Here is a 24,820-nt window from a genome sequence, read left to right on the forward strand (position 1 = left end):
CCACTTGAGTGCTGCGTGGCCTTCTTCGCGGGCTTGCCCGCTCCCACAGGTACGGCACTGGCCTTGAAGGCTTCGCTAGACCTGTGGGAGCGGGCGCGCCCGCGAAGGGGTTATTCCGGTTGATCGTAGCCTTCGGCCAGGTGCTGGTCCTTGAGCTTCACGTAGTTACTGGCGCTGTAGGCAAAAAATGCGTGTTCCTGGTCGTTCAGCAGTCTGGCCTGTTTCACCGGGCTGCCCATGTACAGGTAGCCACTGACCAGGCGCTTGCCCGGTGGTACCAGGCTGCCGGCGCCGATGATCACTTCGTCCTCGACGATGGCGCCGTCCATGATGGTGCTGCCCATGCCGACCAGGATGCGGTTGCCCAGGGTGCAGCCATGCAGCATGACCTTGTGGCCGATGGTCACTTCGTCACCGATGATCAGCGGGAAGCCGTCCGGGTTGAACGGGCCGGCATGGGTGATGTGCAGCACGCTGCCGTCCTGCACGCTGGTACGCGCGCCAATGCGGATGCGGTGCATGTCGCCGCGTATCACGGTCAACGGCCAGACGGAGCTGTCTTCACCGATTTCCACGTCGCCCAGCACTACCGCCGATCGGTCGACGAAGGCCCTGGGCCCAACTTTCGGAGTGTGTTGCTGGAAGCTTCGGATAGCCATGATAGCGTCTCTCATCTGTGCCGATAGGCAGGCTGCCTGCTGCGGTCGGCGTCGATTGTAATTAAGATGGGGCAGTGTTTCTTCTGCCAAGGTATCCAAACCGTGAGTGCGAACAACCCGCTTCTGCAGTCCTACGATCTGCCGCCCTTCTCGCAAATCCGTGCCGAACACGTATTGCCGGCAATCGAAGCGATCCTGGCCGACAACCGTAAAGCCATTGCCGAGATCCTCGAAAAGCAGGGCAAGAACCCTACCTGGGCTGGCCTGGTGCTGGCCATGGACGAGCTGAACGACCGCCTGGGCGCCGCCTGGAGCCCGGTCAGCCACCTCAATGCGGTGTGCAACAGCGCGCAGCTGCGCGAAGCCTACGAGTCGTGCCTGCCAGCGCTGAGCGCCTACTCTACCGAACTGGGCCAGAACCGTGCGCTGTTCGAAGCCTACCAGGCGCTGATCAACAGCCCCGAGGCCGCCGGTTTCGACGTGGCGCAAAAGACTATCCTCGAGCACGCCCTGCGTGACTTCCGCCTGTCGGGTATCGACCTGCCGGCGGATAAACAGCAACGCTACGCCGAAGTGCAGAGCAAGCTCAGCGAGCTGGGCAGCCGTTTCTCCAACCAGCTGCTCGACGCTACCCAGGCCTGGACCAAGCACGTTACCGACGAAGCCGCGCTGGCCGGCCTGACCGACTCGGCCAAGGCGCAGATGGCCGCCGCCGCCCAGGCCAAGGGCCTCGACGGCTGGCTGATCACCCTGGAATTCCCCAGCTACTACGCGGTGATGACCTACGCCAGCGACCGCGCCCTGCGCGAAGAGCTGTACGCCGCCTACTGCACCCGCGCCTCGGACCAGGGCCCGAATGCCGGCCAGTTCGACAACGGCCCGGTGATGCAGGAAATCCTCGGCCTGCGCCAGGAACTGGCCGAACTGCTGGGCTACAAGAACTACGCCGAGCTGAGCCTGGCCACCAAGATGGCCGAGTCCAGCGACCAGGTGCTGAGCTTCCTGCGTGATCTGGCCAAGCGTTCCAAGCCGTTCGCCGCACAGGACCTGGAGCAGCTCAAGGCCTACGCCGCCGAGCAGGGCTGCCCTGAACTGGCCAGCTGGGACGCCGGCTACTTCGGCGAGAAGCTGCGCGAACAACGTTACAGCGTGTCGCAGGAGGCCCTGCGCGCCTACTTCCCGATCGACAAGGTGCTGGGTGGCCTGTTCAGCATCGTGCAGCGCCTGTACGGCATCGAGATCGCCGAACTCAAGGGCTTCGACAGCTGGCACCCGGATGTGCGCCTGTTCGAGATCAAGGAAAACGGCCAGCACGTCGGCCGCTTCTTCTTCGACCTCTACGCCCGCGCCAACAAGCGTGGCGGCGCCTGGATGGATGGCGCGCGTGACCGTCGCCGCACAGCCGCTGGCCAGTTGCAGAGCCCGGTGGCCAACCTGGTGTGCAACTTCACCCCGGCCGCGCCCGGCAAGCCGGCGCTGTTGACCCACGATGAAGTCACCACCTTGTTCCATGAGTTCGGCCACGGCCTGCACCACATGCTGACCCGCATCGAGCATGCCGGTGTATCCGGCATCAACGGCGTGGCCTGGGACGCGGTCGAACTGCCGAGCCAGTTCATGGAAAACTGGTGCTGGGAGCCGGAAGGCCTGGCACTGATCTCCGCCCACTACGAAACCGGTGCCCCACTGCCCCAGGACCTGCTGGACAAGATGCTGGCGGCGAAGAACTTCCAGTCGGGCATGATGATGGTGCGCCAGCTGGAGTTCTCGCTGTTCGACTTCGAGCTGCATGCCACCCATGGCGACGGCCGCAGCGTGTTGCAGGTGCTCGAAGGCGTGCGCGACGAGGTGTCGGTCATGCGCCCACCGGCGTACAACCGCTTCCCCAACAGCTTTGCGCACATCTTCGCTGGTGGTTATGCCGCGGGCTACTACAGCTACAAGTGGGCCGAAGTGCTGTCGGCCGACGCCTTCTCGCGCTTCGAGGAAGAAGGCGTGCTGAACGCCGAAACCGGCCGTGCCTTCCGCGAGGCTATCCTGGCACGCGGTGGTTCGCGCGAGCCGATGGAGCTGTTCGTCGACTTCCGTGGCCGTGAGCCTTCCATCGATGCCTTGCTGCGCCATAGTGGCCTGAGCGAGGACGCTGCAGCATGAGCGAGGTAGCCGTGAACAAGACCAAGAAACGCTTCATTGCCGGGGCGGTATGCCCGGCGTGCAGCGAGACCGACAAGCTGATGATGTGGAACGAAGACGGCGTACCGCACCGCGAGTGCGTGGCCTGCGGCTTTACCGACACCCTCAACGAGCAGGGCTTGTCGGTGCCGAAGGAACTCGGCACCCGGGTCAACCATCTGGAGCCGAAAGCCGCGCCGGCCAAGGTACAGACGGTGCAGTTCTTCCCCAACCCGAAGCTGAAGAAACCGGCTGAATAAAGCCGTCGTGCCGCCCGGGCGTCGTGCCCGGGCCGGCATGCCCGGGTGGTAGATAGTCAGGCCACCTGCTGCACGCCGGCCATGCAAGCTCGCCTGCTCTTCTCTACGAGCAAGGTGTTGCACCATGGACAACCCCCTTCTGCAAAATAGCCATATCCCCGTCGATTATCCGTCGATCACGCTTCAAAACATGCAAGTTGCCTTCGACCACGTGCTGTTGGCGCACGAGCAAGGCATCGAACGCATCATCCGCGACCAGCAGGCACTGCCCACCTGGGATGACATGGTGCTGGCGGTGGACGGGCTGGATAGTCAGCTTCTGACGGTGTTGTATGCTGCCTCGCCATTGGTTGGTCGGGACGAAGCCTGGGCCGGTGCCATTTTCGACTTCTTCGCCAAGGCCACGGAGCGGTTCGAACAGAAGTTCACCAATTCCGCACTGCAGGCCCTGTATGAGCGCTTGGCCAACAGCGACATCGGCAAGCAGCTGGATGCCCAGAAACGCGCCACGTTGCGCTGGCATCTGCGCAAGTTCGCCTCCAGTGGTGCATCGCTCGACCCTGCAGGCAAGCTGCGCCTCGCCGAACTGCTGAAACAGATTGGCGCTGCGCGGGAGGCGTTTCGCAGCAACATCAACCGACCAGGGCTGAGCATCACGGATGAATCCGAACTGAGCGGTGTACCTCAACGCATCCGTGACGAGCTGGCTACAAGGGCACAGGAGGCGGGTGAGCCGGGTTGGTTGATTGCATGCGAAAGCGCGACCACCGACGCCGTGCTCAAACATGCTGACAACCGGCAACTGCGTGAGCGCGTGTACCGGGCTTATAACACCCGAGGCGTCGGCCTCGGCCAACAGCAGGATAATCGCTCGCACCTGGAGCAACTGGCGAGGCTGCTGGAAGAAAAGGCCCACCTGCTCGGCTTTGCCAGCCATCTGGAGCAGAGCCTGCAGATGAAGAGCGCAGGTTCGGTTGCCCAGGTGCGCGGCTTTCTTCATGACCTGGCCGACCATGTGCGGCCGGCCGTGCTGCAGTGGCGTGCAGATATGCAGCATCAGGCCGCAGCCAAAGGGCTGGGGAATGTCCAACCCTGGGACATTGCCTACCTGCAAGCCTCGTCGCGCGAGGTGCTTTCCACCGAAGCCTTGCGCGAACACTTCCCGCTGAGTGCCGTGGTCAGCGCATTGCAGCAGTTGGCGGAAAATCTGTTTGGCGTAACGCTGCTGGCCAAGCCGCTGGCTACCTGGGATGACAGCGTGCAACCGTTCGAGGTGTGGCAGGACAACGCCTTGATCGGTTTCCTGTACCTCGACGCCGTACAGCATGCCGGCAAGCAACCTGACTCGGTGTTCACCACCTACATTCGCAACCGCCGGGTCGATGCCGAGGGCATCTTCCAGGCGGCCTCGGTGGTGGTCTACAGCGACGTGCCTGCAGCGCTGCCGGGTAGCCAGCCGTTGCTGGACCATCTGTCACTGCGCAAGCTGTTCCATGAGTTTGGCCATGCCTTGCACCATTTGCTGGTGCGCACGACCAACCACGTGATGTCCAACGTCACCGAGCTCGGTACCGATGGCGTGGAGCTGTTCGGCAAGCTGCTCGAACGTTGGGTCTGGGACGCGGATTACCTGGTGGAGATCTCTTCGCCCCTCCAGGATGGCAGCAAACTTTCCCGGACCCGGGTCGATGAGTGCCTGCGCCGCTTGCGGCAGCAAGGTGTGGAAGAAACCGCGCGCGACCTGAGCATGGCGCTGTTCGACCTGGACCTGCATGGCATGCCGAACGATGGCCGGTCCCTCGAGCAGCGCCTGGGCGATGCCCGTGAGCATTGTGGCTACTGGCCCCTGGCCGATTTCGAGCACCCGGCGCATGCCTTCGACCATCTGGTGAACGGCTACGATGCCGGTTACTACGCCTATCTGTGGTCGGACGTGCACGCCTTCGACCTGTTCACCCGCTTCGAGGCCCAAGGCCTGCTGGACCGGGCCACAGGCCGGGCGCTGCAGGAGACATTGCTTGCCCCAGGGGCATCCCGACCGTTGCGTGAAGGTATCGAGGTGTTCCTCGGCCGGCAGTCGAGCCAGCGGCCCTTTCTGCGTTGGCATGGCCTGAAGTGAAGGTGCGCTGACCGGAGGTGCTGGAAAGAGTCAGGCAGGCAATATACTGTATATGAATACAGTATCCGGGGTAGGCCATGATTCCTCCAGCACCGCAAAAGGGCCGTGGCACGGCGCACAATCCGCACAACCGCTTTGCCCCCAGCCATTCGGTGGCGGAGGATGACGGCTGGTACCAGGAGGTGCCGCAAACCCAGGGCACCGAGGTGCGGGTAGAGACGGCCAAGTCGGTGATCAGCCGCAACACCTCGCCCGACCTGCCCTTCGACCGCTCCATCAACCCTTACCGTGGCTGCGAGCACGGTTGCATCTACTGCTATGCCCGCCCTTCCCACGCCTACTGGGACCTTTCCCCCGGCCTGGATTTCGAGACCAAGCTGATTGCCAAGACCAACGCCGCCGAGGTGCTCGCGCAGCAGCTGAGCAAACCGGGTTACGTGTGCGCGCCGATCAACCTGGGTTCCAATACCGACCCGTACCAGCCGATCGAACGTGAACAACTGCTGACCCGACGCCTGCTCGAAGTGCTGCTGCGTTTTCGCCACCCGGTGACCATCGTCACCAAGGGGTCGCTGGTGCTGCGCGACCTCGACCTGCTGGCCGAGATGGCTCGCCAGCGCCTGGTGCGGGTGATGATCAGCCTGACCACGCTGGACGATGACTTGAAACGGGTGCTGGAACCGCGTGCGGCGTCACCCAAGGCGCGCTTGCGGGCGATCCGCGTGTTGCGCGAGGCGGGAGTGCCGGTGGGCGTGTTGTGTTCGCCGATGATTCCGATGATCAACGACAGTGAACTGGAGCGGCTGCTGGAGGCGGCGAGGGAGGCAGGTGCACAGAGCGCAGCCTACATGATGTTGCGCCTGCCGCTGGAAGTGGCACCGTTGTTCGAGCAATGGCTGCAGGACCATTACCCGCAGCGGGCGGCGCATGTATTGAGCCTGATCCGCCAGAGTCGCGGCGGCGAACTGTATGACAGCCGGTTTGGTGCGCGCATGCGCGGTGAAGGCGTGTTTGCCGAGTTGCTGGCGCAGCGCTTTGCCAAGGCCATGAAGCGGCTGGAGTTCGAGGGGCGAGAAGCGCAGGCGCTGGATTGTTCGGCGTTTTGCCCGCCGGGGGGGCAGATGGCGCTGTTCTGATGCTTGAGCAGAGCACGGCCTTTGTAGGAGCGGGCGCGCCCGCGAACACCGGCGCAGCCGGTGCCATGTACCGAGTTGCCTCCTTCGCGGGCACGCCCGCTCCCACAGGTTCTGCGCAGGTTCCGGGTTCCCGCATGGGGCGCATTGCCAGCCCTCAATGCAACTAATCCAAGTTGATAATTGCAGTAATGGCTCTTGGCAGTTGATGTTTTTTTGCTATTATCCAATACCCGCCTTTCCTATCTGGAACACCCGTTCTAGAGCCTTCGAATTAAGTTTCAGTTAAGTTTTCCCCGCTAGCGTAGGAAATCAGTCTTCACCGACTGTGATCTATGGCCCGTGCGTGTCATCTAAATCCCTGCATAGCCAGAATCTTTCACCGGTAAAATGGATTTACCTACAAACCGTCAAGAGGATGAATCATGCCCGTCAAGGACCCATCCAAGGTCGTACCGCAGGTCCCCGCGGAGAGCGCCGATGCCGCCCTGAAGCACATCGTCGACGGCTTCCTGCGTTTTCACCATGACGTATTCCCCGAGCAGCAAGAGCTGTTCAAGAAGCTCGCCACCGCGCAAACCCCGCGTGCCATGTTCATCACCTGCGCCGACTCGCGCATCGTCCCCGAGCTGATCACCCAGAGTTCGCCTGGCGACCTGTTCGTGACCCGTAACGTCGGTAACGTGGTACCGCCTTATGGCCAGATGAACGGCGGCGTTTCCAGCGCCATCGAATACGCCGTGCTGGCATTGGGCGTACACCACATCATCGTCTGCGGCCACTCCGACTGTGGCGCCATGCGCGCGGTACTCAACCCGCAATCGCTGACCAAGATGCCGACCGTGTCCGCCTGGTTGCGCCACGCCGAAGTGGCCCGCACCGTGGTCGAGAACAACTGCTCGTGCGGCAGCGAACACGAAACCATGCAAGTGCTGACCAAGGAAAACGTCATCGCCCAGCTGCATCACCTGCGCACCCACCCTTCGGTGGCTTCGCGCCTGGCAGCCGGTGAGCTGTACATCCATGGCTGGGTCTACGACATCGAGACCAGCAAGATCGAAGCCTACGACGCCGCCAGCGATACCTTCCTGCCCCTGGCTGCTGGCGAGCCGGTCCCCTGCGCTACTCCGAGAGGCCGCTACTAAGCGACCCATCCACCCGCTTGAACCTTGATAGCCGGCTGCACCCTGAAGGGGTGTGGCGCGGCCTTCGGCTGCCTTGAATTCCCTGACTGCCTGCCGGCACGCCCGCTGGCGGCCCGCGCCTGCGCGCTCGTCAGGGGCAAACGTGCCCACGGCCAGCGGAATGGCTGTGTGACAGAGAAAGGAGAAACACGGTGAACATTACACAGTTGAAAGCGGCCCTGCCGCGTGAGTTGCTGGCGTCGGTGGTGGTCTTCCTGGTGGCCCTGCCGTTGTGCATGGGCATTGCGATCGCCTCGGGCATGCCGCCGGCCAAAGGCCTGATTACCGGCATTATCGGCGGCATTGTCGTAGGTTTCCTTGCCGGTTCGCCGCTGCAGGTCAGTGGCCCGGCCGCCGGCCTGGCGGTATTGGTGTTCGAGCTGGTACGCCAGCATGGCATGGCCATGCTCGGGCCGATCCTGCTGCTGGCCGGCTTGCTGCAGTTGCTGGCCGGGCGCCTGCGCCTGGGCTGCTGGTTCCGGGTTACCGCGCCGGCGGTGGTGTACGGCATGCTGGCGGGGATTGGCGTGCTGATCGTGCTGTCGCAGGTGCATGTGATGTTCGACACCGCGCCGCAACCATCCGGCATGCAGAACCTGCTGGAGTTCCCGGCGACCGTGGCCGCGGCCCTGCCGCAGGAAAGCGCCGGCTCCGGTTGGATGGCCGGTGCGCTGGGCCTGGGCACCATCGCCATCATGTGGGGCTGGGAGCGCCTGCGGCCGCAGCGGCTGCGCTTCGTCCCGGGTGCCCTGCTGGGCGTGTCGGCCATGACGGCCATCAGCATGTGGCTGGCCTTGCCGGTGAACCGCGTACAGGTGCCGGCCGACCTGTCCGAGGCCATCGACTGGATCCGCCCTGGTGATCTGATGCAACTGGCCGACCCTACCCTGTTGGTCGCCGCTTTTGCCCTGGCCTTCATCGCCAGCGCCGAAACCTTGTTGTCGGCTGCTGCGGTTGACCGCATGCACAGCGGCCAGCGTTCGGACTTCGACCGTGAGCTGTCGGCCCAGGGCATCGGCAACATGCTGTGCGGGGTGCTCGGCGCGTTGCCGATGACCGGGGTGATCGTGCGTAGCTCGGCCAATGTGCAGGCGGGTGCTCAGACCCGGGCTTCGGCGATCTTCCATGGCTTGTGGCTGCTGGCGTTCGTGGTGGCGCTGAGCAGCGTGCTGCAGCAGATCCCGGTGGCGAGCCTGGCGGGTGTGCTGGTGTTTACCGGGGTCAAACTGGTGGATTTCAAGGCGTTTCGTGGGTTGGGCCGCTATGGCCGCATGCCGATGTTCACCTACGCGGCGACGGCGCTGGCGATCATCTTTACCGACTTGCTGACTGGCGTATTGCTGGGCTTTGCCCTGACCTTGCTGAAGCTGGCACTGAAGGCGGCGCGGTTGAAGATCAACCTGGTCAGCCTGGAGAAGGCTGGGCACATGGAATTGCGGCTTAGTGGCGCGGCCACCTTCCTCAAGGTGCCGGCGCTGACCCAGGTGCTGGATAGCGTGCCGGCGGGGACCACGCTGCATGTGCCGCTGGGTAACCTGAGCTATATCGACCACTCGTGCCTTGAGCTGCTTGAAGATTGGGGCCGCAGTAATTCAGCAAATGGGTCGCGGTTGCTGATCGAGCAGCGGCGCTTGAAGCGGCGGATCGAGGGGCGGATGCGGACTACGGCCGGGGTTGGGGCCTAGAGCCGGAATCTTTGCTGCATGAGCCGGCCCTTTCGCGGGCACGCCCGCTCCCACAGGTAATCCACAGTCATCAAGGCATGTGCTTTCCCTGTGGGAGCGGGCGTGCCCGCGAAGAGGCCGGGACAGGAACTTCAGGCCGGCTGGCCCAGCTCCACCCCCAGCTGCCGTGACAGGCACGGCCAGCGCTTCCATGCCGCGCCTGTTTCCGGGCTGCTCAATTTCTCGCGGTAGGCCTCCACCGATTCCACCGCGAAGCTTTCATCATTCAACATTTCATCCACCGAGTGGTGCACCACTTCATCCAGCTGGTTGGCAAACGTCTCGCCGATCAACTGGTGGGCAATCAGGTTGGCGACGGTGGTGTCGACCGGGATCAACGGTTGCTGGAAGTGACGGATGTACAGGTCGTTCACCTCTTCCACCAGGCGGTGCGCCAGGTAGGCCTCATCCAGCAGGCAGTCCAGGCCCACATGCCCTTGCATCACGCTGGGCGGCTGCAGGAAGTAGGCTTCGGCGATTTTCAGTACAGGTTTGATCTGCGATTCGATCCCGGCCTCGCGGGCGACCTCATGGGCGGCCTCCAGCAGTTCCGGAACCTGGTCGATGTAGGCGCTGACGAAGCGCGCCAAAGTACCCTGGGCGTCCTGCTCAGGCAGTTGGATCGAGGGGTGCAGGTGGGGCAGTTGCAGCTCGAGACGCTTTTTCAGTTGGCCGGTCTGGCCTTCGTGTTGATGGGCTTGGCTTACCTGCTCGCGTACAGCAGCGATGTTCATGACAACTCCAGGGACATTACGTTTCAAACGGAAGACACTAAATTAGCTCGGTATACAGAATACCTAAGACGCATTTGTTATAAGTCGCGCAAACGTGTGCATGCTCAGGCATATCGAAATGCCATTATTGCGCCATACCCTATCAAGCGCGCGGTTTTCAGGGCGTTCGGCCCTTTCATGAAGTTCATTTCACGGCCTTCGTTGCGTGCCGTTGGTCGCTGTCTATACTCCCGGTGAACGTGATTCGTTGATGAGGCCCAACTGCTTTTAGCAGGGGCTCGGTCGTCGAAGCCAGGCAGTCTTGACCACCGTTCCCTCTTGCCGCAGGCCACGCCTCCGGGACTACAAGAACGAGAAGGGGAACCCGCAATGATGCGACATCCACATGTCTGGATGGGCCTCCTGTTGTGGTCGGTTTTTGGTCAGGCGAACGCCGCCTGGACCGTGAACATGCACCCAGGGGCGACGGAAGTCTCCAACGCCGTCTTCGACCTGCACATGACCATCTTCTGGATCTGCGTGATCATCGGCATCGTTGTCTTTGGCGCGATGTTCTGGTCCATGGTCATCCACCGCCGTTCCACCGGCCAGCAGGCTGCGCATTTCCACGAGCACACCTGGGTGGAAATCCTCTGGACCGTGGTCCCCTTCCTGATCCTGGTGGCCATGGCCATCCCGGCCACCAAGACCCTGATCGACATCTACGATGCCAGCGAGTCGGACATCGATATCCAGGTTACCGGCTACCAGTGGAAGTGGCACTACAAATACCTGGGCCAGGACGTGGAGTTCTTCAGCAACCTGGCCACCCCCACCGAGCAGATCCACAACAAGGCACCCAAGGACGAGCACTACCTGCTCGAAGTCGACCAGCCGCTGGTGCTGCCGGTGGGCGCCAAGGTGCGTTTCCTGGTGACTGCCGCCGACGTCATCCACTCCTGGTGGGTGCCGGCCTTCGCGGTCAAGCGTGATGCCATCCCCGGCTTCGTCAACGAAGCCTGGACCCGTATCGAGAAGCCCGGCATCTACCGCGGCCAGTGCACCGAGCTGTGCGGCAAGGACCACGGCTTCATGCCGGTGGTGGTCGAGGTCAAGTCCAAGGCCGACTACGACACCTGGCTGGGCGAGCGCAAGGCCGAAGCTGCCAAGCTCAAGGAGCTGACCAGCAAGGAATGGACCCTGGAGGAGCTGGTGGAACGTGGTGACAAGGTCTACCACACCACCTGCGTGGCCTGTCACCAGGCCGAAGGCCAGGGCCTGCCGCCGATGTTCCCGGCGCTGAAGGGCTCGAAGATCGCCACCGGGCCGAAGGAAGCCCACCTGGGCATCGTCTTCCACGGCAAGCCCGGTACTGCCATGGCCGCGTTCGGCAAGCAGCTCTCGGAAGTCGACATCGCCGCCGTGGTCACCTACGAGCGCAACGCCTGGGGCAACAACAAGGGTGACATGGTCACGCCGAAGGACGTGCTGGCGCTGAAGCAGGCAGAAGCGCAATGAACCGGGTTACTCGCGGCAATCAATGGATTGCAGGAGACAGGACATGAGTGCAGTGATCGACGACCACGCCCACGGCCATGACCATGCGCACGGCCCGGCCAAGGGCCTGATGCGCTGGGTGCTGACCACCAACCACAAGGACATCGGCACGATGTACCTGTGGTTCAGCTTCATCATGTTCCTGCTCGGCGGTTCGTTCGCCATGGTGATCCGCGCCGAACTGTTCCAGCCCGGCCTGCAGATCGTCCAGCCGGAGTTCTTCAACCAGATGACCACCATGCACGGCCTGATCATGGTGTTCGGTGCGGTGATGCCGGCCTTCGTCGGCCTGGCCAACTGGATGATCCCGCTGATGATCGGCGCGCCCGACATGGCCCTGCCGCGGATGAACAACTTCAGCTTCTGGCTGCTGCCGGCGGCTTTCCTGCTGCTGGTCTCGACCCTGTTCAGCCCGGGCGGCGGGCCCAACTTCGGCTGGACCTTCTACGCCCCGCTGTCCACCACCTACGCGCCGGCCAGCGTCACCTTCTTCATCTTTGCCATCCACCTGATGGGCATCAGCTCGATCATGGGCGCGATCAACGTGATCGCCACCATCCTCAACCTGCGCGCCCCGGGCATGACCCTGATGAAGATGCCGCTGTTCGTCTGGACCTGGCTGATTACCGCATTCCTGCTGATTGCGGTGATGCCGGTGCTGGCCGGCGTCGTGACCATGATGCTGATGGACATCCACTTCGGTACCAGCTTCTTCAGTGCCGCCGGCGGTGGTGACCCGGTGCTGTTCCAGCACGTGTTCTGGTTCTTCGGCCACCCCGAGGTGTACATCATGATCCTGCCGGCCTTCGGCGCGGTCAGCTCGATCATCCCGGCGTTCTCGCGCAAGCCGCTGTTCGGCTACACCTCGATGGTGTACGCCACCGGCGCCATCGCCTTCCTGTCGTTCATCGTCTGGGCCCACCACATGTTCGTGGTCGGTATTCCCGTGGTCGGCGAGCTGTTCTTCATGTACGCCACCATGCTGATCGCCGTGCCTACCGGGGTGAAGGTGTTCAACTGGGTCAGCACCATGTGGGAAGGCTCGCTGACCTTCGAAACGCCGATGCTGTTCGCCATCGCCTTCGTCATCTTGTTCACCATCGGCGGTTTCAGCGGGTTGATGCTTGCCATCGCTCCGGCAGACTTCCAGTACCACGACACCTACTTCGTGGTGGCGCACTTCCACTATGTGCTGGTGCCTGGGGCGATCTTCGGCATCTTCGCCTCGGCCTACTACTGGCTGCCGAAATGGACCGGCCACATGTACGACGAAACCCTTGGCAAGCTGCACTTCTGGCTATCGTTCGTCGGCATGAACATGGCCTTCTTCCCCATGCACTTCGTGGGGCTGGCCGGCATGCCACGGCGAATCCCCGACTACAACCTGCAGTTCGCCGACTTCAACATGGTGTCGTCGATCGGCGCGTTCATGTTCGGCGCCACGCAGATCTTCTTCCTGTTCATCGTCATCAAGTGCATCCGCGGCGGCGCGCCGGCACCGGCCAAGCCATGGGATGGCGCCGAGGGCCTGGAGTGGTCGATCCCTTCGCCTGCGCCCTACCACACCTTCCAGACGCCACCGGAAGTGAAATAGGAACCGTGCCATGAACGGCCTTTCGCTGAAACGTCTGGTGTTGCGCCTGTTGATGCTGACGGTGGTGATGTTCGCCTTCGGCTTCGCCCTGGTGCCTATCTATGACGTGATGTGCAAGGCCTTCGGCATCAACGGCAAGACCGGAGGGCAGTACGAAGGCAGCCAGGTCAGCGACCCGACGCGTTCGGTGCGGGTGCAGTTCATGTCGACCAATGCCAGCGACATGGTCTGGGACTTCTACTCCACCGCCGACCAGTTGGAGGTCAACCCGGGTGCGGTGAACCAGATGATCTTCATCGCCCATAACCCGACCGACCGGCCGATGAGTGCGCAAGCCATCCCCAGCATCACCCCGGCCGAGGCCGCGGCGTACTTCCACAAGACCGAGTGCTTCTGCTTCACCCAGCAGGTGCTGCAGCCCGGCGAACGCATCGAGATGCCGGTGCGCTTCATCGTCGACCGCGACCTGCCGGCCAGCGTGAAGCACCTGACACTGGCCTACACCTTGTTCGACATCACCGCTCGCCACCCGCCGGTCGCGCATGTCGCGGCCCAGGACGTCCAGGGCGCCCGCTAAGGGAAGGAGAACAGCAATGGCAAGTCATGAGCACTACTACGTTCCGGCTCAGAGCAAGTGGCCGATCATCGCCACCATCGGCATGTTCATCACGGTGTTCGGCCTGGGTACCTGGTTCAACGACATGAAGGCCGGCCACCCCGAGTCGCACGGGCCGCTGATCTTCTTCATCGGCGCGTTGTTCCTGGCCTACATGCTGTTCGGCTGGTTCGGTTCGGTGGTGCGGGAGAGCCGCGCGGGGCTGTACAGCCCGCAACTGGACCGCTCGTTCCGCTGGGGCATGAGCTGGTTCATTTTCTCCGAGGTGATGTTCTTCCTGGCCTTCTTCGGTGCGCTGTTCTACGTGCGCGTGCTGGCCGGGCCGTGGCTGGGCGGTGAAGGGGCCAAGGGTGTTGCGCACATGTTGTGGCCGACCTTCGAATTCACCTGGCCGCTGCTGCACACGCCCGACCCGAAACTGTTCCCGCCGCCCAAGGAAGTGATCGACCCGTGGCACCTGCCGCTGATCAACACCATCTTGCTGGTCAGCTCCAGCGTGACCATCACCATCGCCCACCATGCCCTGCGTCGCGGCCACCGTGGCCCGCTGAAATTCTGGATGGCGCTGACCATCGTCCTGGGCGCCAGCTTCATCGCGTTGCAGGCCTACGAGTACCACGAGGCCTATACCAAGCTGGGGCTGACGCTGGGGTCGGGTATCTACGGCGCGACGTTCTTCATGCTCACCGGCTTCCACGGCGCCCACGTGACCTTGGGCACGATCATCCTGATCGTGATGTTCGTGCGCATCTTGCGCGGGCATTTCAACCCGGAGAAACACTTTGGTTTCGAGGCGGCCAGTTGGTACTGGCACTTCGTCGATGTGGTGTGGGTGGGGTTGTTCATCTTTGTCTATGTGCTGTGAATAGAGAACCCTGTGGGAGCGGGCGCGCCCGCGAATGCGTCGGTACATTCAACATCGCATTCGCGGGCATGCCCGCTCCCACAGGGTCAGGTGGAAACTTCAGAAAGGGGCGTGAGATACGAGCTGACCGCTGATGAAGCCCCAGGCGACAAGGCCGATGGTCAGCGCCGCCAGGGTCACCCGCACGGTCAGCGCTTTCAGTAAACGGGTCGAGTTTTCATCGTCCTTGACCAGAAACACCAGGCCGCTGAACAGGCTGGCAATCGTGGCCAACAGCATCAGGACAATCGCGGCCTTGAGCATGGCGATACTCCGGGGGGATGCGGTGATGTGGATAAGTATAGCGATCGGCCCGACGAGGCTCCGATGAGGCCGTTTCGTCCGGGCTGGGTACCAACCCTGGTGGTGCTTGCGCTGCTGCCGGGGCTGATCGCGCTTGGCTGCTGGCAACTCGGCCGTGCCGAGGAAAAGCGCGTGCTGCTGGCCGCCTATGCCGAGCGGCGGGTCGAAGCGCCCGTGGCCACGGGCCAGCTGACAGCGAACCAGGACAATGCCTTCCGCCGCGTGCATCTCTATGGCCGCTTCGACGCCGAGCACAGCCTGCTGCTGGACAACCGCATGCGTGATGGCCAGGCCGGTGTCGAGCTGCTGCAACCCTTCCATGATCAGGCCAGCGGCGTGTGGCTGCTGGTCAACCGCGGCTGGCTGCCCTGGCCGGACCGCCGCGTGCCGGTGCATTTCGATACCCCTGCCCAGGCGTTGGCGCTGGACGCTTCGGTGTATGTCGCGCCTGGCAGCACGTTCCAGCTGCACCCCGACCCTGCAGGCGGCCAATGGCCGCACCTGCTGACTGCCGTGGATGCCGCGCAGCTATGGCAACAGCTCGATCGCGAAGGCTTCGCCCATGAGCTGCGCCTGGAACCCGGCCCGGCGACCTATCGCCTGGACTGGCCGGTCGTTGCCATGGGCCCGGAAAAACACCTGGGTTACGCCGTGCAATGGTTTGCCCTGGCAACCACTTTGGTACTGCTCTACCTCTACTTCGGCTGGCACCACAACAAGGAGAAACGCCATGGCCACCGCCACTCCACTGGAAGTGCCTGAACGTAGCAAACCCAGAGCCCGCGGGCGTTTGCAGCTGCTGTTGATTCTGCTGGTGGTGCTCGGGCCGATGGTTCTGGCCACCAGCATGTACAAGCTCAAGTTCTGGGTGCCGGACGGCCGCAGCTACCACGGCGTGATGATCGGCAACGGTGAGAGCCTTTCCGATATCGGCGTGGCGGGCCAGGACGAGCGCTGGCAGCTGCTGGTGAGCACACCCACAGCCTGTGCCGAGGATTGCCAGCGGCTGGTGTACCTGGCCCGGCAGATCCAGGTCGGCCTGGGCCGTGATGCCAGCCGTGCCAGCCATGCCCTGGCGGCCGCCCAGCCGGCAAGTGCCGACTACCAGGCGTTGCTCGGCCGCGAATACCCACAGTTGCAGCGTTACCCGCTGGATGCGCAACGCTACCTGCAAAAGGTCGGCGAGGCCGGCCCGCAGCTGTGGATCGTCGACCCACACGGCAACCTGGTGCTGCGCTACGACGCCAAGGTCAACGGCAAGCATGTGCTGGACGACCTGCGCCACCTGCTCAAGCTGTCCAACATCGGCTAGGAGCCTGCCATGGCCAGACCCGGATTCCGCCTTGCTGTGTTCGCCACCTTGCTGGCACTGCTGGTCGTCCTGCTCGGTGCCTATACCCGCCTGACCCACGCCGGCCTCGGCTGCCCGGACTGGCCGGGTTGCTACGGCTTCATCAGCGTGCCCAAGAGCGAGGCGCAACTGGCTCATGCCGAGCTGCATTTCCCCGAACACCCGGTGGAAGCCGCCAAGGGCTGGGCCGAGATGGTCCACCGCTATTTCGCCGGCACCCTGGCGATGGTGATCGCCCTGCTCGCCTTGCAGGCGCTGCGCCGGCATGCCCGCGATGGCCAGCCTTACCGCCTGCCCTTGCTGCTGCTGGGCGTGGTGCTGGCCCAGGCAGCCTTCGGCATGTGGACGGTCACCCTCAAGCTGTGGCCGCAGGTGGTCACCGCGCATCTACTCGGCGGCTTCACTACCCTGAGTTTGTTGTTCCTGTTGTCCCTGCGTCTGTCCCGGGCCTTTGCGCCCTTGCCAAAGCTGCCATTGAGCCTTCGTCGGATCGCTGCGCTGGCCTTGCTGGTGGTGATCGGCCAGATCGCCCTGGGCGGCTGGGTCAGTGCCAACTACGCGGCCGTCGCCTGCATCGACCTGCCCACCTGCCACGGCCAGTGGTGGCCGGCCGCGGACTTCAGCAACGGGTTCCACCTGACCCAGCACGTCGGGCCCAATTACCTGGGCGGGCAACTGGACAGTGATGCGCGCACGGCCATCCACATCAGCCACCGCCTGGGCGCATTGCTGGTGAGCTGCGTGCTGCTGATGCTCAGCTGGAAGCTGCACCGCTGCGGCCTCCCCGGCCTAGCGCGGCTGGTGCTGCTGGCGCTGGTGGTGCAAGTCGGCCTGGGCATCAGCAATGTGCTGCTGCACCTGCCGCTGGCCGTGGCCGTGGCGCACAACGCTGGTGGGGCGCTGTTGCTGCTGAGCATGGTGCTGGTGAACTACCGCATCCGTGTGGTCGACAAGGTTCGCGTGGGTGTCGGCCATGGCTGGCGCCTGCGGCCCGTGGCTGGCGTGGGCATCTCCCACCACATGAGGAATGATTCGTGGCGACGCTTCTGAGCGCACGGAGGGCCAGTTGGCGTGACTACCTGGAGCTGACCAAGCCCAAGGTGGTGGTGCTGATGCTGATCACCTCGCTGGCGGGCATGTTCCTTGCCACCCGTGCGGGTGTCAGCTGGAGCGTGCTGCTGTTCGGCAACCTAGGCATCGGCTTTTGTGCAGGCGGCGCGGCGGTGGTCAACCATGTGGTGGACCGGCGCATCGACGCGCTGATGGCGCGTACCCACAAGCGGCCGCTGGCCCAGGGCCGGGTCGAGCCGCTGCCGGCGCTGCTGTTTGCCCTGGCGCTGGCGCTACTGGGCATGGCCTTGCTGCTGGTGTTCACCAACGCCATCACCGCCTGGCTGACACTGGCTTCCCTGCTCGGCTATGCGGTGCTCTACACCGGCTTTCTCAAGCGCGCCACGCCGCAGAACATCGTCATCGGTGGCTTGGCTGGCGCCGCCCCGCCGTTGCTGGGCTGGGTGGCGGTCAGCGGCCATGTCAGCGCCGAGCCCCTGTTGCTGGTGCTGATCATCTTCGCCTGGACCCCACCACACTTCTGGGCCTTGGCCATCCACCGCAAGGAGGAATACGCCAAGGCCGATATCCCGATGCTGCCGGTGACCCACGGCGAGCGCTACACCAAGCTGCATATCCTGCTGTACACCCTGGTATTGCTGGCGGTGAGCCTGCTGCCGTACGCCATCCACATGAGCGGCCCGCTGTACCTGGCCTGCGCCCTGGTGCTGGGCCTGCGCTTCCTGCAATGGGCCTGGGTGTTGTACCGTGGCAGCCGGCCGCACGCATCGATCGGCACCTTCAAGTACTCTATCGGCTACCTGTTCGCGCTGTTCATCGCGTTGCTCCTCGACCACTACCTGTTGCTGAACCTATGACCCGAACCCAGAAAACCGTCTTCATCCTCGTTGCCCTGGTCGCGTTGATCCTGGGCCTGACCGTCAACAAGGTGCTCAATGGCCGCGACCAGCTCAACCCCACCGAGCTGATCGATGCCGGCATCATCCTGCTGCCGCAGAGCCGTACCGTGGCCGACGTGACCATGACCAACCAGGACGGCCAGCCGGTGCAACTGGATGACCTGAAGGGCAAATGGTCGCTGCTGTTCTTCGGCTACACCTACTGCCCGGACATCTGCCCGACCACCCTGGCCCAGCTGCGCCAGGTGAAGAGCGAGCTGCCCAAGGAGGCCGTCGACCGGCTGCAGGTGGTGCTGGTGAGCGTTGACCCGAACCGCGACACGCCGAACCAGCTGAAGCAGTACCTGGGTTATTTCGACAAGGATTTCGTCGGGGTGGCGGGGTCGATCGAGGATACCCAGAAGCTGGCCAATGCCTTGAGCATTCCGTTCATTCCGGCCGATACCAGCAAGCCGGGGTATACCGTGGATCACAGCGGCAACCTTGCGGTTGTGGGGCCGGATGGGCGTCAGCGCGGGTTCATTCGGGCGCCGTTCAACAACCAGAAGCTGGTGGCGCAGTTGCCCGGGCTTGTGAAGCGGGATTGAGATTTTTGGGCCTGCTGCGCAGGCCTATCGCGACACAAGGCCGCTCCCACAAAGTCCGGCGTACGTCTCGGTCCTCATGGTTTGCCTGCCAGGGCAAATCGCCGGCAAGCCGGCTCCCACAGGGACCTCACAGGGCCTGAGGCTGGCGCTGTACCTGTGGGAGCTGGCTTGCCGGCGAATGGGCCGCAAAGCGGCCCCGGGGATTTCGGATCAGAACGCCGGAACCACAGCGCCTTTGTACTTCTCGTTGATGAACTGCTTCACCTCAGGCGAGTGCAGCGCAGCAGCCAGCTTTTTCATGGCGTCCGAGTCCTTGTTGTCCGGGCGGGCAACCAGGATGTTCACGTAAGGCGAGTCGCTGCCTTCGATGACCAGAGCGTCTTTCTCCGGGTTCAGCTTGGCTTCCAGCGCGTAGTTGGTGTTGATCAGGGCAGCATCGACCTGGGTCAGCACGCGCGGGATGGTGGCTGCTTCCAGCTCACGGAACTTCAGGCTTTTCGGGTTCTCGGCAACATCCTTCACGGTGGACAGGATGTTCTTGTTGTCCTTCAGCTTGATCACACCGGCCTTGTCCAGCAGCAGCAGCGCGCGGCCGCCGTTGGTGGCGTCGTTGGGGATGACCACGGTGGCGCCGGAGGACAGCTCGTCCAGCTTCTTGATCTTGGCCGAGTACACGCCCAGCGGTTCGATGTGCACGCCGGCAACGCTCACCAGGTTGGTGCCCTTGGCCTTGTTGAACTCATCCAGGTACGGCTGGTGCTGGAAGAAGTTGGCGTCCAGGCGCTTTTCGGCCACCTGCACGTTCGGCTGGATGTAGTCGGTGAATTCCTTGACCTTCAGCTCCACGCCCTCTTTCGCCAGTGCAGGTTTGACGAAGTTGAGGATCTCGGCGTGCGGTACCGGGGTAGCGGCAACGGTCAGGGACTCGGCGTGGGCCGAGAAGGCCGCGACAGCGGCGACAACAGCAAGCAGCTTCTTCATTGATCACTCCTTGTGAGGGCCGCGACGGCCCCCGAACGGGTCGGCCGGGCCGACCCCATTGGGGTTACTTACGGGAAAAATGCACGACCAGTTTGTCGCCCACGCTCTGCAGGACTTGAACCAGTACCAGCAACAGCACCACGGTGACGACCATCACGTCGGTCTGGAAACGCTGGTAGCCGAAGCGGATGGCCAGGTCGCCCAGGCCGCCGGCACCGACCACACCGGCCATGGCGGTGTACGACACCAGGGTGATGGCGGTCACGGTAATGGCGGCGAAGATGCCCGGGCGGGCCTCCGGCAGCAGTGCGCTGGTGATGATCTGGCGGGTGGTGGCGCCCATCGACTGGGTGGCTTCGATGATGCCGCGGTCCACTTCACGCAGGGCGGTTTCCACCAGGCGCGCGAAGAACGGCGTGGCACCTACCACCAGCGGCGGAATGGCGCCGGCGACGCCCAGCGAAGTGCCGGTGATCAGCACGGTGATCGGGATCATCACGATCAGCAGGATGATGAACGGCAGCGAGCGCAGGATGTTGACGATCAGCGACAGCAGCGCATACACACCCTTCTGCTCGAACATCTGTTTCGGCCCGCACAGGAACAGCAGCACGCCCAGCGGCAGGCCGAGCAGCACGGTGAAGAACAGCGAGCCGAACAGCATGATCATGGTGTCGACGCTGGCCAGCCAGATTTCGGCCCAGTCGACGTTGGCAAAGAAATTCAGGGCGTCCATCAACGCAGTACCTCCATATGTACGTCAGCTGCCTTGAAGCGGGCGAACGCCGCTTCCATGTCACCGCCGATCAGGGCGAGGGTGAGCTGGCCATAGGGGACATCCTTGATGCGGTCGATACGCCCGGCGAGGATGCTGTAGTCCACACCGGTTTCGCGGGCCACGGTGCCCAGCAGCGGCGCATAGGTGGCGTCGCCCTGGAAGGTCAGGCGCACGATACGGCCCGGCACATGAGCGAAGTCGTCCCGCTGCTCGCCTTCGTCGACCTGCTCGTCTTCCTGGACGAAGCGCTTGGTGGTGGGGTGCTGCGGGTGCAGGAACACCTCGGCCACCGAGCCCTGCTCGACGATCTGGCCGGCGTCCATCACTGCCACGCGGTCGCAGACCCGGCGGATCACGTCCATTTCGTGAGTGATCAGCACGATGGTCAGCTTCAGCTCACGGTTGATTTCGGCCAGCAATTGCAGGACCGAGGCGGTGGTTTGCGGGTCGAGGGCGCTGGTGGCCTCGTCGCACAGCAGGATCTTCGGGTTGGTGGACAGGGCGCGGGCGATGCCCACGCGCTGCTTCTGGCCACCGGACAGCTGCGCCGGGTACTTTCTGGCGTGGTCGGAAAGGCCGACGCGGGCCAGCAGCTCGGTCACGCGCTTGTCGATTTCGCTGCGCGACAGCTCGCCGGCCAGGGTCAGTGGCAGGGCAACGTTGTCGGCGACGGTCTTGGAGGCCAGCAGGTTGAAGTGCTGGAAAATCATCCCGACCTGCTGGCGGAAACCGCGCAGCTGGCTGGCGTTGAACGCGGTAACGTCTTCGCCGTCGACGATGATCTTGCCGCCGGAAGGCTCTTCCAGGCGGTTGATCAGGCGCAGCATGGTGCTCTTGCCGGCGCCGGAATGGCCGATCAGGCCGAACACCTGGCCATCTTCGATGGTCAGGCTGGTCGGATTCAGTGCGGGGATTTCCCTACCGGCGACGCGGTAGGTCTTGTGTACCTGTTGGAACTCGATCACGTAGCGAACCTTGTGGGGCGCATGGAATTTGGGTCAGCGGTTGGCTGGGGTCGCGCATTTTAGCCTTTTCCCATAGCTGTTCTTAGCATTTATTTCGTAATGCACCAATCCTTCGGGCATATCGCGACAACCGGTAATCCTGATTGAACGCTCGGCAAAGCCTCCCGGTCACTACTTGCACAAGCCCGAAACGGGTACGCCTGAAGACTGACGAGGAGAGCCGACCATGCCCAGCAAGAACACGGACGCGCCGAAGCACAGCGAGGCCGCTGGCACCCAGACCCCGGACCGGGCCAACACCAACGCCAAGTTACAGAGCCTGGAGGCTGACCGTAGCGATGCGACGGGTCATGCGCTGCGCACCAACCAGGGGGTGCGCATCGCTGACAACCAGAACACGCTGAAGGCCGGAGATCGAGGCCCCTCGCTTCTCGAAGATTTCATCATGCGCGAGAAGATCACGCACTTTGACCACGAACGCATCCCTGAGCGCATCGTGCATGCGCGAGGGACGGGGGCGCATGGCTATTTCCAGAGCTATGGCAACCACGCAGAGCTGACCAAGGCGGGCTTCCTGCAGGACCCGGAGAAAATCACGCCCGTGTTCGTGCGATTTTCCACGGTACAGGGCCCGCGTGGCTCAGCCGACACCGTGCGTGACGTGAGGGGCTTTGCGGTCAAGTTCTACACCGATGAAGGCAACTTCGACCTGGTGGGCAACAACATGCCGGTGTTTTTCATCCAGGATGCGATCAAATTCCCGGATTTCGTCCACGCCGTAAAGCCAGAGCCGCACAACGAGATCCCGACCGGCGCTTCGGCCCATGACACCTTTTGGGATTTCGTCTCGCTGGTACCGGAGTCGGCCCATATGGTCATGTGGGCGATGTCGGACCGAGCTATCCCGCGCAGCTTGCGGATGATGGAAGGTTTCGGGGTGCATACCTTCCGCCTGATCAACGCCCAGGGCGTAGCCAGTTTCGTCAAATTCCACTGGAAGCCGCGCCAGGGTGTGCACTCCTTGCTATGGGACGAAGCGCAGAAGCTGGCAGGCAAGGACGCTGATTTCCAGCGTCGCGACTTGTGGGAGGCTATCGAGACGGGCGATTACCCTGAATGGGAATTGGGTGTGCAGATTGTGCCGGAAGCTGACGAGCACAAATTTGATTTCGACCTGCTGGACCCGACCAAGATAATCCCGGAAGAACTGGTGCCGGTCACACCTTTGGGCAAGATGATCCTGAATCGCAACCCGGACAACTTCTTTGCTGAAGTGGAACAGGTGGCGTTCTGCCCAGGTCATATCGTGCCTGGTATCGACTTTACCAACGACCCCTTGCTGCAGGGGCGGCTGTTCTCCTACACCGACACGCAGCTTAGCCGCCTGGGCGGGCCCAACTTCCACCAGATCCCCGTCAACCGCCCCGTCGCTCCTAACCACAACAACCAGCGTGACGCCTTGCATCAGCATGTGGTTCACAAAGGTCGCGCATCCTACGAGCCCAATTCCATCGACGGTGGCTGGCCGAAGGAAACGCCACCAGCCGCGCAGGATGGCGGCTTCGAGAGCTACCAGGAGCGTATCGATGCACACAAGATCCGCCAGCGCAGCGATTCGTTCGGCGACCATTTCTCGCAGGCGCGGTTGTTCTTCCAGAGCATGAGCCCGACCGAGCAGCAGCACATCATCAAGGCTTACAGCTTTGAACTGGGCAAGGTGGAGCGGGAGACGATCCGTGCTCGGGAAGTGAATGAGATTCTCGCCAACATCGACCTGAAGCTGGCGGCTGCGGTTGCTGCCAACCTCGGTTTGCCTGCTCCGAGCGCGGGCACTGTTCAAGTGAAGGGAAGCCAGCTTGCGCAGTCGCCTGCCCTGAGCCAGATGAACCACCCGGGTTCGGTTGGCATCAAGGGGCGCAAGATTGCCGTGCTGGTAGCAGATGGCGTAGACGCTGCCAGCGTGGACAAGTTGGTCAAGGCCCTCGAAGCACACAGTGCCCGGCCATTGCTCCTGGGGCCGACCTCAGCACCGGTGAAGGCTGCGGACGGCAAGCAACTGCCGGTGGATGCTTCCATGGAGGGGATGCCATCGATCATGTTCGACGGAATTGTCGTGCCGGGTGGCAAGGCTTCGACCGATGCGCTGGCGACCAGCGGGTTGGCCAAGCATTTCCTGCTGGAGGGCTACAAGCACCTGAAGGCGATGGTGTTGACCAAAGAGCTTTTGGGCAGCTTGGGGCTGAAAGAAGACAAGGGGTTGCTGCTGGGGGATGAGCAGAAGACCGTGGATGCCTTCGTCAAAGCGGTAGAGGGGCATCGGGTGTGGGAGCGGGAGGCGGCTGCGGAGGCTGTGCCTGCCTAAGGGGCTGCTTTGCAGCCCATCGCCGGCAAGCCAGCTCCCACAGGTACTGCACCAGGCTTGAAATTGGTGCGGTCGAGGTGGGAGCTGGCTTGCCGGCGATAGGGCCCGGGAGGCTTATTGCTGATGCGGAACCAGAACTACCTGCGCCGGCAGCGACCGCTGAATCTCGTGCTTCTGCTTCAGCTCGAACCCGCTGTCGATCTTGCGCACGCGCTTCTCCAGCAAGGTCTTCAGCCAAGGCGCATCCTCGGTGCGCGGCACCTGGAACACCACATCGCACTGGTAGCTCACCACATCGGCGGCAATGTCATCCAGCTGGCGACGCATGGCGCGGCTGTCGGTGGTCTTCAAGGCCACGACGGTGCTCGGTGCAGCCGGGTCGATGATGCGCGCCTTGGGCTTGGCCTCGGCCGCTTTCAGCGCCGCTTCAGCCTTCTCCAGTTCGGCCTTGCGCGCCTGGGTCACGGCGTCGCCACCAGTCACCGCCGGGGCTTGCGGCATCAGCGCGCGGGCACGGGCCAGGGCGGTGGCGGCAGCGTTCACATCACCCTTCTGCAGGAAGATCTGGCTGCGTTGCAGGTAGGCTTCGGCAAGCTGGCGCTGATATTGCTCCAGGCGCGCGTCATCCGGCGCCTGGGCCTGCAGGGCTGCCAGCTGGTCTTCGGCGGTGGCCAGCTCGTTGCTGGCGATGTTCTGTTGCAACTGCTGCCAGGCATCGGCTTGGGCAGGTGCGGTGGCCTGTTCGACCGGCGCGCTGGAACACGCAGCCAGGAACAGGGAAAACGCGGCAACAAGCAGATAACGGGAGGCGAACGGCTTCATTCCTGCGACTCTCTATTTGCGCAAAAAGCGAGCAAGTCTACACCCAGGTGCGCACGCTCGAAAACA

General features: G+C 63.2%; 23 protein-coding genes. 16 read left to right on the forward strand and 7 right to left on the reverse strand.

Annotated features, from left to right (window positions below; translation table 11 throughout):
* Nucleotides 1-110: 110 nt before the first annotated feature.
* The gene (locus CAG34_RS06950) at nt 111-659 is read right to left on the reverse strand and encodes a gamma carbonic anhydrase family protein (protein ID WP_003261048.1); all 549 of its coding nucleotides are present in this window, start codon (nt 657-659) and stop codon (nt 111-113) included.
* A gap of 66 nt (nt 660-725) precedes the next feature.
* Here CAG34_RS06950 and prlC point away from each other — a divergent pair, with 66 nt between their 5' ends.
* The 6 genes from prlC to CAG34_RS06980 all read left to right on the forward strand — a co-directional run bounded on the left by prlC (nt 726) and on the right by CAG34_RS06980 (nt 9,212).
* The gene (gene prlC / locus CAG34_RS06955) at nt 726-2,813 is read left to right on the forward strand and encodes an oligopeptidase A (protein ID WP_085588906.1); all 2,088 of its coding nucleotides are present in this window, start codon (nt 726-728) and stop codon (nt 2,811-2,813) included.
* On the forward strand, nt 2,810-3,091 hold the full coding sequence (locus CAG34_RS06960) for a YheV family putative zinc ribbon protein (RefSeq protein WP_013970292.1): 282 nt from the start codon (nt 2,810-2,812) through the stop codon (nt 3,089-3,091). The genes prlC and CAG34_RS06960 overlap by 4 nt, the downstream gene beginning before the upstream one ends.
* A 124-nt stretch (nt 3,092-3,215) precedes the next feature.
* A complete protein-coding gene (locus tag CAG34_RS06965) occupies nt 3,216-5,210 on the forward strand; it encodes a M3 family metallopeptidase (RefSeq protein WP_085588908.1) in 1,995 nt (664 codons plus the stop codon).
* Nucleotides 5,211-5,287: 77 nt separating this feature from the next.
* Nucleotides 5,288-6,346, forward strand: coding sequence for a PA0069 family radical SAM protein (locus CAG34_RS06970; protein ID WP_085588911.1), 1,059 nt, complete (start codon nt 5,288-5,290; stop codon nt 6,344-6,346).
* Between the two features lie 422 nt (nt 6,347-6,768).
* Nucleotides 6,769-7,488, forward strand: a complete 720-nt coding sequence (locus CAG34_RS06975; protein WP_085588913.1) for a carbonic anhydrase — start codon at nt 6,769-6,771, stop codon at nt 7,486-7,488.
* 191 nt (nt 7,489-7,679) lie between these two features.
* On the forward strand, nt 7,680-9,212 hold the full coding sequence (locus tag CAG34_RS06980) for a SulP family inorganic anion transporter (RefSeq protein WP_085588915.1): 1,533 nt from the start codon (nt 7,680-7,682) through the stop codon (nt 9,210-9,212).
* Nucleotides 9,213-9,343: 131 nt separating this feature from the next.
* On the opposite strand, the gene CAG34_RS06990 is transcribed toward CAG34_RS06980, so the two are convergent.
* The gene (locus CAG34_RS06990; RefSeq protein WP_043935172.1) at nt 9,344-9,985 is read right to left on the reverse strand and encodes a hypothetical protein; all 642 of its coding nucleotides are present in this window, start codon (nt 9,983-9,985) and stop codon (nt 9,344-9,346) included.
* A gap of 369 nt (nt 9,986-10,354) precedes the next feature.
* On the opposite strand from CAG34_RS06990, the gene coxB reads away from it, so the two are divergent.
* Genes coxB through CAG34_RS07010 form a run of 4 tightly spaced genes read left to right on the forward strand, consistent with a single transcriptional unit; the run spans nt 10,355 to nt 14,596 of the window.
* On the forward strand, nt 10,355-11,482 hold the full coding sequence (gene coxB / locus CAG34_RS06995) for a cytochrome c oxidase subunit II (RefSeq protein ID WP_015268462.1): 1,128 nt from the start codon (nt 10,355-10,357) through the stop codon (nt 11,480-11,482).
* 43 nt (nt 11,483-11,525) lie between these two features.
* On the forward strand, nt 11,526-13,115 hold the full coding sequence (ctaD, locus tag CAG34_RS07000) for a cytochrome c oxidase subunit I (protein ID WP_015268463.1): 1,590 nt from the start codon (nt 11,526-11,528) through the stop codon (nt 13,113-13,115).
* Between the two features lie 10 nt (nt 13,116-13,125).
* Nucleotides 13,126-13,692 (forward strand): cytochrome c oxidase assembly protein, encoded by a 567-nt coding sequence (locus tag CAG34_RS07005; RefSeq protein ID WP_015268464.1) that lies wholly within the window; start codon nt 13,126-13,128, stop codon nt 13,690-13,692.
* Between the two features lie 16 nt (nt 13,693-13,708).
* Nucleotides 13,709-14,596 (forward strand): cytochrome c oxidase subunit 3, encoded by an 888-nt coding sequence (locus CAG34_RS07010; protein ID WP_003258926.1) that lies wholly within the window; start codon nt 13,709-13,711, stop codon nt 14,594-14,596.
* Nucleotides 14,597-14,695: 99 nt separating this feature from the next.
* On the opposite strand, the gene CAG34_RS07015 is transcribed toward CAG34_RS07010, so the two are convergent.
* The gene (locus CAG34_RS07015; protein WP_003258925.1) at nt 14,696-14,899 is read right to left on the reverse strand and encodes a twin transmembrane helix small protein; all 204 of its coding nucleotides are present in this window, start codon (nt 14,897-14,899) and stop codon (nt 14,696-14,698) included.
* Between the two features lie 63 nt (nt 14,900-14,962).
* Between CAG34_RS07015 and CAG34_RS07020 the strand changes: the two genes are divergently transcribed.
* The 5 genes from CAG34_RS07020 to CAG34_RS07040 are packed head-to-tail and all read left to right on the forward strand — an operon-like array spanning nt 14,963 to nt 18,846.
* Nucleotides 14,963-15,700 carry an SURF1 family protein gene (locus CAG34_RS07020; RefSeq protein WP_085588919.1) on the forward strand — a complete coding sequence of 246 codons (738 nt, stop codon included), beginning with the start codon at nt 14,963-14,965 and terminating at the stop codon, nt 15,698-15,700.
* Nucleotides 15,669-16,250: a hypothetical protein gene (locus CAG34_RS07025; RefSeq protein WP_025337212.1), complete on the forward strand. Its 582-nt coding sequence runs from the start codon at nt 15,669-15,671 to the stop codon at nt 16,248-16,250. Before CAG34_RS07020 ends, CAG34_RS07025 begins: the two co-directional genes overlap by 32 nt.
* A 9-nt stretch (nt 16,251-16,259) precedes the next feature.
* Nucleotides 16,260-17,339, forward strand: coding sequence for a heme A synthase (locus tag CAG34_RS07030; RefSeq protein WP_085588921.1), 1,080 nt, complete (start codon nt 16,260-16,262; stop codon nt 17,337-17,339).
* A complete protein-coding gene (cyoE, locus tag CAG34_RS07035) occupies nt 17,324-18,217 on the forward strand; it encodes a heme o synthase (RefSeq protein WP_085588923.1) in 894 nt (297 codons plus the stop codon). Before CAG34_RS07030 ends, cyoE begins: the two co-directional genes overlap by 16 nt.
* On the forward strand, nt 18,214-18,846 hold the full coding sequence (locus tag CAG34_RS07040) for an SCO family protein (protein WP_085588925.1): 633 nt from the start codon (nt 18,214-18,216) through the stop codon (nt 18,844-18,846). Before cyoE ends, CAG34_RS07040 begins: the two co-directional genes overlap by 4 nt.
* A gap of 210 nt (nt 18,847-19,056) precedes the next feature.
* Here the strand turns inward: CAG34_RS07040 and CAG34_RS07045 are convergent, their stop codons facing one another.
* The 3 genes from CAG34_RS07045 to CAG34_RS07055 form a co-directional block, all read right to left on the reverse strand.
* A complete protein-coding gene (locus CAG34_RS07045) occupies nt 19,057-19,827 on the reverse strand; it encodes a MetQ/NlpA family ABC transporter substrate-binding protein (RefSeq protein ID WP_085588927.1) in 771 nt (256 codons plus the stop codon).
* A gap of 64 nt (nt 19,828-19,891) precedes the next feature.
* Nucleotides 19,892-20,563 carry a methionine ABC transporter permease gene (locus CAG34_RS07050; RefSeq protein ID WP_013970307.1) on the reverse strand — a complete coding sequence of 224 codons (672 nt, stop codon included), beginning with the start codon at nt 20,561-20,563 and terminating at the stop codon, nt 19,892-19,894.
* The gene (locus CAG34_RS07055) at nt 20,563-21,570 is read right to left on the reverse strand and encodes a methionine ABC transporter ATP-binding protein (protein ID WP_003256960.1); all 1,008 of its coding nucleotides are present in this window, start codon (nt 21,568-21,570) and stop codon (nt 20,563-20,565) included. Before CAG34_RS07055 ends, CAG34_RS07050 begins: the two co-directional genes overlap by 1 nt.
* Before the next feature lie 226 nt (nt 21,571-21,796).
* On the opposite strand from CAG34_RS07055, the gene katE reads away from it, so the two are divergent.
* A complete protein-coding gene (katE, locus tag CAG34_RS07060; protein WP_085588929.1) occupies nt 21,797-23,932 on the forward strand; it encodes a catalase HPII in 2,136 nt (711 codons plus the stop codon).
* Nucleotides 23,933-24,046: 114 nt separating this feature from the next.
* Here the strand turns inward: katE and CAG34_RS07065 are convergent, their stop codons facing one another.
* Complete coding sequence (locus CAG34_RS07065) at nt 24,047-24,754, reverse strand: PA5502 family lipoprotein (protein WP_046615275.1); 708 nt, start codon at nt 24,752-24,754, stop codon at nt 24,047-24,049.
* Between the last annotated feature and the right edge of the window lie 66 nt (nt 24,755-24,820).

Origin of the sequence: Pseudomonas sp. B14(2017) (genome assembly GCF_002113255.1) — a bacterium.
Classification (GTDB): domain Bacteria; phylum Pseudomonadota; class Gammaproteobacteria; order Pseudomonadales; family Pseudomonadaceae; genus Aquipseudomonas; species Aquipseudomonas putida_Z.